The following is an 8,433-nucleotide window of genomic DNA, read 5'->3' as shown; positions in this document are numbered from 1 at the left end:
TTGAAGGTGGGCTTGGCGTGAATGCACAACTTTCACAAAAGTTTACCCTTCATGCCGATGTGAATTACCAACATAAACTGCAAAAAGCTGGTGTATCGGGAGTGAATGTCTCTGGTGGAATGCGGTACCGCTTTTAAAAATCTCTCATTTTTATTTTAAAAATATCTGCAGCGCTGAAAGACAAACAGCGCTGCTTAGTTTTGTGTATTACAAAAAACGAAAACCAACCTCAAATTATTCAGTCTTCATCAATAAAGAAAAATATATCAGGAGCATTTCTATGCATAAAAAATGTTTACTATTATGTACAACCGCTTGTGCTTTGTTTTTTTCTTATTTTAATGCAACGTATATTAGTAATGCCTCTGATTTAAGCCCGCACGCGCGCCATACACTTGAAGAGATTATCAAATTACCTGAACAATATCGCCATGCCATTGATCTCATCAATACTCCAACGCAGGAAGAAAAAAATCTTGAGATAATAGCTGCTGGTAGCATGGTGGAGGGAAATTCTCATTTTGGTCAGATGCTTCAAGAAGGATTGGATGAGGTAGAAACTAGAATTAACAGATATTTTTCAGGTATCGGTCGTTATGAAACTTCTAATGACAAAGATGAATTGCGAAAGACAAGCAGTTCTGTTTATGCACATGCAATGGCTAATCAATATAATAAGAATGTGCAATATATGCTACAAGCCAATGCCTATCTTGATCGCTTGCGACAAAACCGCTTAAAAATGACGGAAGACTTATTAAAAGGCTACGAGAAAGCCCTTTCCGATTCTGCACAGGCAAAAGCAATACTTGAAGCTGATAACCAACAGCGTGTTAATGGCACACACAAACAATGGATAATGCAAAACAATCAAGAGTGGCATAAACTACAAAATAAAGTGGAAACACTGCACGAAGTGACAGCGATAGATAACGCTTTACAAGGACACAACAAAGAACTTTCCGATACTATACGCACAGCGCTCATAGATACTTGGAATGTCGATACGATAAAAAACGCAGAAGAAAAAAGAGAGGCTTTTGTATCTTCTCTCCCATCCAGAGGAAATAAATCTTCTCTTATCGACCAAAATACAAATAAAGAAGGTTCTATCAGTAAGTTCTCCCCTTTTCATGCGAGTCTAAAAGGCAAAGACAATACATCAACAATAACAGATCCTAGAATGATCCCACAGCCTAAAACCGATAAAGATTTGCAAAAGGATGTGAATTCCAAAACAAACGCCTCATCACCAGATCATGTGAATTTGCCCATAAAAGTTGAAGCTGCCACTCAAACTCCCGCTGATACTGAGAGAGCATCTAAACTTGCAGAGGGTAGAGAAACCGCAGCTTTATCTCATGACTTGCCTCATCCTGAAGAACAAAGTGAAGCTCTCACCCCACAAATAGCGAGCTATTTGGTCATGCCTCAGACGCTGTTTTCCGTTGGAATTGCTGATGTAAATAATCAAAATACATTATTAGACAATATACGAATAACAATGTTTGAAGCAAAAGATCATGAAGAAAAAGGAGTTTTCTTTTCTACTTATGGAAAGAGGAGTATCTTCTCTTCCAACTCTCATACACCACAAAATAGTGCTGATGCCGATATCCGCTATGCGGCCTTACAAGCAGCTCTGACATTAATAGTCTTAGAAGAGCAAAATACCAGCACAGATTTTGGTCTTTTGGGGACATATGGAAAACTCGCTTTCACCCCAAAGAAGAAAGAAAGCGCGCAAAAGAATATGCTGAATAAATGGTCCCTTACCGCATATGGTCACATTCAACATGACAGTGGTATCTATGCAAGTGCATTTCTTTCCTATGGACACTTTAAGGGAGAAAATACCACCGCTCTCATGAGAAACACAAAAACATTGGCGGCCTCTGCGACCATTGGTCAAAAATTGCCAACCATTGTGGAGGGAATAATACTTGAACCACAAGCACAATTTGTTTACCAGCGTCTCATGCTTGGCATTCTTTCCGATACAGAGAGCTTTAAAATCAACATGGGCAATCCAGATCAATGGTTACTGCGTATTGGTGGACGTTTAACGCAAAACAAAGGTGAGGCTGTTTCCTTCTATGGTAAAGCAAATATTATAAATAGTTTCGGTAACAATAACACTGTACAGATTGATAAAAAAAGTTTTCAAATTTCTCCTATAGGAACAAGCCTTGAAGGCGGTTTAGGTATTAATGCCTATTTATCGCAAAATGTAGCGCTTCATGGTGATGTCAGTTATCAGCATAAACTCAAAGAAGCTGGTGAATCTTCTATAAATGTATCTGCTGGAATGCGCTATCGCTTTTAAAAATACTTTTCTTCATATCTTGAAATATAAAGACCCTCCCATATGTTTTATTTTGTATTTTATAAAAAAACATAATGGGAGGAATCCCATTTTTTTCTGTGAGAGGGGGGGGGAGAAAATATTTAGGGATATATTTATATGAAGAAAAGCTTCTTATTATACACAGTTTCGGGAGTTCTCTTTTACTCCTCTTCCAGCCTATCTTATGCCCGTAATGAAATACCTACTCCACAACCAACTATAAGTTCTTCATCTGCACAAGCTACAGCAGACAGTACAACAGCTAAGAAGCGGAAGAGGAGTTTATCTACAAGCGCCACAACTCCAGAAACAGTATCTACAAGCCAAAGCACACCAGAGAGAGTCTCTTCATTGCAAGCTTCAGCTTCCACAACTGCACACTCCAGCTCTCAACCATCTGAAAAACCTAAAGAAAATACTTTACCGCAAAATCCTCATTCCACAGAAGATAGTGTTATGGAATCTGTAACAACGACAGTTCCTAAATCTAGAAAACGTCCCTCCCATTCTTCTACAAGTCCAACCACAGAAGAGACACTACGGAGTTCCTCTGCTCCTACACAATCAATGCCTTCAAAATCTGAGGATGCAGCAACAACCGCATCACCAGCTCCTGCAAACCTTAAAGCTGTAAGACCAACAGTGGGAGCCCCTGAGGGAATACGACCAGCAACAGGAGCATCACCAGCACTCACAAAACCTGAGGATGCAAAACCAGCAACAGAAGCCGTAGCAGCGCCTGTACAACCAATGCCTAAACAGCCAGTGCCAGAACAGCCTGAACAACCAGAACAGGGCAAGAATACACAATCTAAAGTTGAAGCAAAAGCGGGGAAAACTGTAGAACTGCATGATGCTGAGGTTCAAGACAGATATTTTGCTGTATCCGCAGAGGGTGAAAATTCACTTGTTAAAATACACGGGGGGACAGTTGAAGCAAATTTTGTTGCACTCAGTGTATCAGATGGGGGAACAATTGATGCCACAGGTGTTAATGTCACAACAGCATTAACTGGTTTGTTCAACATCAATGGTACAATTAATCTTAAAGATTCAACCATAACTGTTACAAGTGATTATGGGGCAAATGGCATTATTTTCCGAAATGATCCATATTTTGCCTCCAGACAACGCCATGCACGCAGTGCTGAAACAAAATCAGATACCAACCAAGAACAAAATCTTGTCAATCAAGTAACCTTGAAAAACACAAAGCTTTTTGTTGAAAATGGCGTTGGCATAAGCATCTATGGGTTGGATGTGGATGCTGAAGTTTTCCTCAAAAATTCAGCAATCCATGCCGATCTTTTAGTAAAAAATGCAACCGAGCTGGGAGGTGGTACACATAGCTTCATATTAACAGCAGATCATTCTGATTTAGAAGGGCGCGTAAGAACATTGAGTGAAAACCAAACCCTTTTTGATCTTAAAAATGGTACAAAATGGCTTTTAAAAGCAAATAAAAATACAGAACATAATGATAAAGATCTATCTGACTATGAACCGTTTGGTGCTCATGAAAAGACCTATTCTAACCTTTCTGCACTCCAGCTTGCAGACAGCACGATTATGTTTGAAACGCCAAAGGAGGGACAATATCAAACTTTGTTTGTAGGCCCTCCCCCACGACAAGAGGAAAAAGAATCCGAAGATAGCAACGGATCTCATGCAGCAGTGGTTTATAGTGCAAAAGGGAAAGCAGAAGTTCATCTGAACTCTCGGTGGAGTAAACATTCTCCAGTGACTGAACAAGCAACCGACCGCCTTATAATTCATGGTGATGTATCGGGTACTACCACAGTTCACGTCAATCTCTTGGAAAGCAATCAAAAAATGACCGATAGTGGTTCGGTTTGGGGAGAGCAGATGCTTTCGCTTCCCGTCGAGTCCCATGGAATTTCACTCATTCAGGTTTCTGGCAAAGCCAGTGAAAATTCCTTCAAATTAGCAGAAGGTTATTTGACAATGGCTGGCCTGCCTTATAAATATGTCCTGACCGGCTTTGCACCAGGGACATCCCATGAGAGCCAAAATCTCTTTGGCCAAAATAATAGCGATTTCTGGGATTTCCGCTTGCAAAATGATTACCTTGATAAGGATAAGAAAATCAGAGCAGTTTTACCACAGGTAGCAAATTATGTGGTAATGCCTAGTGCTTTATTTTCCGCTGGATATGCTGATGTAAACAACCAAAACACATTGTTAGACAATATATATACAACAATATTTGTAGAAAAACATAAGAAGAAGAACGCTTTCTTTTTATCCTCCTATGGTGAAAAAGTTACCTTATCTTCTAACCGTGACCCACTCCATTATGGCTATGGCGCTGATATAAACTATAATGCCCTACAAGGGGGTGTCGTATTAGCTGCGTTGGAAAGCAAAAATATCAGTACACATTTTGGTCTTTTAGGAACATACGGAAAGCTTTCTTTTACGCCAAAGGGTATGGAAGATTCTGAAAAGACCACTCTTGATAAATGGTCTCTCACAGCCTATAGTGGCGTCAAACATAGCAATGGTTTATACGTAAACGCACTTCTTTCCTACGGAGCCTTGAAAGGAAATATTACCACACCTCTCATTGGCCATGCTGCAAAATTGGATGGTACTAAAATATTAAATGTATCTGCAACGGTTGGCCAAAAATTAGCCACCGGTATGCAGGGGCTGATGTTTGAACCACAAGCACAATTTATTTATCAAAGTCTCATGTTTGACGTACTCTCCGATGCCAATAATTTTGAAGTTGATATGAATAATCCGCATCAATGGTTGGTACGCATTGGTGGACGTTTAACACAAACTCTCACCACCTTAGAAGAAAATTATCCTGTTTCCTTCTATAGTAAATTGAATGTCATCAAAACCTTTGGTGATGGTGGAACAATAAAAATTGCTGATACATTTTATTTGGATCCGATGGGTTCCTCTATTGAGGGAGGTGTTGGTTTTAATGCTTTTCTCTCTCAAAATATTGCTCTTCATGGTGATGTTAGTTACCGGCAGAAACTGCAAAAAGCCGGTGTATCTGGAACCAATTTCTCGGGCGGAATACGATATCAATTCTAAAATAACATGAGTATTATTTTTCATAAAAGGCAGCTTAAAAGGCTGCCTTTTATGTATAAATGACTATTTTGCCAAAAAAAATTATAAGAGAGAGCTAAAAAACTCTCCTATACCCAAGGAAAAACTTTTTTACGCAAAAGAATTTCTTACCTACAAGATATCGATTTATCATAATCATCTAGCGTTGTTCATATTCAAGAAGAGGCTCGTGTATCCTAGAATTCTCTTATGGCAAATCTCTCTCCTATTAGATCAAGTGGAACCATTCATTTATAAATTATAAGCGGAAAGAGCATGGAAATAAAAACATGAAAGAAAGAATGAATAACACTTCTCATGAACCGTTTTTAATTCAAGGGCGACAGCAACTTTTGGAGGCTCCGCAAATCTCTTGGCTCATACAATGTACAACAGCTTATTACAACTTCATCCTCTTACGAGCTAAAGAGCATTATAGCTTTAAGAAACAGTTCTTCTTCCTGTAAGCATCAAAACCGCGTAAATTATGCTGCGCATATGAAACCTCCGCAAGAGATGATAAAATGAGACATAACTGCGAGAGGGCACCACAAGTTATATTATTCTCTTTATTCTTGAGAGCGTCCTGTATTAACTGAAGGTTCACCAGTTCACTCTATTTCTCTTGTACGAGCAGCAATTTGCATATCTTGTGAAAGATCGTTGATCGCATCTAAGTGCGTTTGCAACAATTTGCTATTACGGTGTAATTTTTCCTGTAAATCCGATAATAAACTTTCAACCTCATTCTCAATATCTTCATTCATATAGCGTTTCACATCGCTTATAGATTTATTAAGGTCACGTAAGCCACGTATTTTACAGAGATTGATTTCTTCATAATCTGGAATACCACTGCTCTCTAACATATTGCTTTCGTAATCAACCACTTGTGCTAAACTTTTAACAGCAGCAACAAATTTTGTCATAGCCCAATCACGATCAATAAGATTGTTATCAAGGACTTTTGCTTTTGCTGCAAAACTCTCATCACCATATTGCACAACAGACATTTTTATTTCCCCTTCAACAGTATTGTTCAATCTTACTCTCAAATATCCAATAAGGGAGATTAAACAGCTTTCTCTTCAATGCTGATACACTCAATTGCGTTCATTGTGCGAATATTGCCCCGACAACAGCACGATAATCCTAAAAGCGTATACCCACTTGACTTTCAACACATTACTTTTACAACATTATATAAATTTCTTTGCTTCCCAATCACCCCTGACGCAATACCATTTCAGCAAAGCGCCACAAATTATCAAATCAACTTGCAGGAGATATCCAAAAGTCCGAAATTTATTTTGCCTCTTTTATTCCGCCTATCTGAGACAAGAAACAATAATGCAAACAATAACGCGTTACTCCCTATGCAACAAAAATTTGTTGCATATAAAGGCTTAAACCCTTTAAGGTTTTAGCATTTTAAAGATTGCAGCATTTTACCCTCCATAGCCTTGGCTTTCTATGCACCACTGTCCTCGCCTTTTTGTATTGAGCAAAACCAGTAAGCACACATTCAGAAAGATTCACTCTCCCATGCTGTTTTTTGCACACATACAGCATTTTGTATGAGATACAAAACAGCATTGCTTTTTGAACAAATCAATCACACACCAATATCAAAAGAGGCATTTTAAAATAGCTAAACAGCTATAAATCCCCCTTTTTCAATGATCACTCGCTTTTCTTTGCAATGATCGACTATATAAGATTTTTAAACTTCTTTCAAGAGTTCATAAAAAACACAATTTGATAATTTTTTTATACTATAAGACCTTCAAATGATTTTTCAAGGATGTTTTCAGCATTTTATTGACAACCAAGCTCCTCCCAAACCATTCTACTCTAAACAGAGAGTTGGTTATTCATGCTGCCATCTCGTTACACTCACGCATACATAAAGAAAAAATCATAAATTTCTTAACAAACAAAACTTCTACTGCCAATTGTTATTCCAAATATTCAAGATAAAGCTATAGCGTTGCTCTTTCTTCATAAAACAGCTACGCATCTTGTTTGCTGTAAAATAAAACAGAAAATGTATTTAAAAAGACTTTTTATCAGACGTAGCTTACACATAAAAAATAAAGCAACAGCATAAGTTTTAACTGTTTCTATGTTCCACAGTGCTCAGTTCCTCCCATCGTCATACGAAATAAGAACAATTTTAAGCTTGCCGCAAATATTTTATCACCATATATTACAGTCTGTAACAGACTGTTATTCATAAAGCCCATACTCCCAAGAACGAAAGAGGTTCTTATGGCTGATATCATAAAAACTGCTATGCTTTATTCAACATTGATTGTCACCAGTAATGCTTTTGTTGTGTTCATCCTTATAATGACAATGCATTGATTTATAATAATAAATTGTCATTTTTCAATTTGAACACAATTCTGAATATCGTAAGATTTTCTCATCACAGCCCTCTCATATTGAATCAATGAAGATCACTTTCTTGCACATCAAAAGCGGGGTTGGTGTGTGGGTAAAAACTGACAAGAAAGAAGTAAAAACGTCTCTTATGAATGCTCTCAAATGCAAGGGCTGTCGCAATATTGAACGCTGCCAAAGTGAATAATGGTGCCGGCTTGCTGCTTCATAAGCGTAAAGATGGTGATATTCAATGGCTTTATTGTTATACCATTCACGAGCTACTATCATGATATGGGATAAGGAGCGTTGAAAAATATTTTTTTAAAACAAGCCGTACATTGCAACCCAAGAGAAACACTATAGGCATATTCTGTTAAGTGTTTGTTATAATCTGCGCAATTGAGCGCTTTAATCTTAATATCAAAGAGACGTCTTAAAGCAGCAAGATGATTCATAGATCAAACTATCACTTTTCAGCCTTTTCACATTACTATGTGCTTTTAGATGCACTTTGCACAGTTACACCCAATATTTATTCTTCCTGAATGCCCCTGACTGAATCCCTCCCGCATAAAAGTATGACTCTTCTCCTTCCACCCATCTGC

Annotated in this window: 6 protein-coding genes and 1 pseudogene; 4 read left to right on the top strand and 3 right to left on the bottom strand. The window is 38.1% G+C overall.

The features are described 5' to 3' along the window. Positions 1-137, top strand: a 137-nt coding sequence (locus tag PVV64_RS06525) for an autotransporter outer membrane beta-barrel domain-containing protein (protein ID WP_273760319.1), incomplete at its 5' end; no start/stop codon positions are given. Positions 138-280: 143 nt separating this feature from the next. Further along, positions 281-2,326, top strand: a complete 2,046-nt coding sequence (locus tag PVV64_RS06520) for an autotransporter outer membrane beta-barrel domain-containing protein (protein ID WP_273760317.1) — start codon at positions 281-283, stop codon at positions 2,324-2,326. A 203-nt stretch (positions 2,327-2,529) separates the two neighbouring features. On the opposite strand, the gene PVV64_RS10530 is transcribed toward PVV64_RS06520, so the two are convergent. Both PVV64_RS10530 and PVV64_RS10525 read right to left on the bottom strand, forming a co-directional pair. Then, positions 2,530-2,718 carry a hypothetical protein gene (locus tag PVV64_RS10530; protein WP_404978418.1) on the bottom strand — a complete coding sequence of 63 codons (189 nt, stop codon included), beginning with the start codon at positions 2,716-2,718 and terminating at the stop codon, positions 2,530-2,532. Between the two features lie 63 nt (positions 2,719-2,781). Then, on the bottom strand, positions 2,782-3,147 hold the full coding sequence (locus PVV64_RS10525) for a hypothetical protein (RefSeq protein WP_404978417.1): 366 nt from the start codon (positions 3,145-3,147) through the stop codon (positions 2,782-2,784). Here PVV64_RS10525 and PVV64_RS06515 point away from each other — a divergent pair. Continuing rightward, positions 3,098-5,422, top strand: a complete 2,325-nt coding sequence (locus PVV64_RS06515; RefSeq protein ID WP_404978416.1) for an autotransporter outer membrane beta-barrel domain-containing protein — start codon at positions 3,098-3,100, stop codon at positions 5,420-5,422. The two genes, PVV64_RS10525 and PVV64_RS06515, sit on opposite strands and share 50 nt — an antisense overlap. Positions 5,423-6,051: 629 nt before the next feature. On the opposite strand, the gene PVV64_RS06510 is transcribed toward PVV64_RS06515, so the two are convergent. Beyond that, positions 6,052-6,453 (bottom strand): flagellar protein FlgN, encoded by a 402-nt coding sequence (locus tag PVV64_RS06510; RefSeq protein WP_273760315.1) that lies wholly within the window; start codon positions 6,451-6,453, stop codon positions 6,052-6,054. Between the two features lie 1,527 nt (positions 6,454-7,980). Here PVV64_RS06510 and PVV64_RS10520 point away from each other — a divergent pair. Continuing rightward, a pseudogene (locus PVV64_RS10520) lies at positions 7,981-8,103 on the top strand (DUF4102 domain-containing protein); the annotation flags it as partial. Positions 8,104-8,433 lie beyond the last annotated feature (330 nt).

The sequence above is a fragment of the Bartonella sp. ML70XJBT.G genome (assembly GCF_028618575.1).
In the GTDB taxonomy this organism is placed as follows: Bacteria; Pseudomonadota; Alphaproteobacteria; order Rhizobiales; family Rhizobiaceae; genus Bartonella.
The sequence above is the reverse complement of the archived record's forward strand: the minus strand, read 5'-3'. Positions and strand labels throughout refer to the sequence as shown.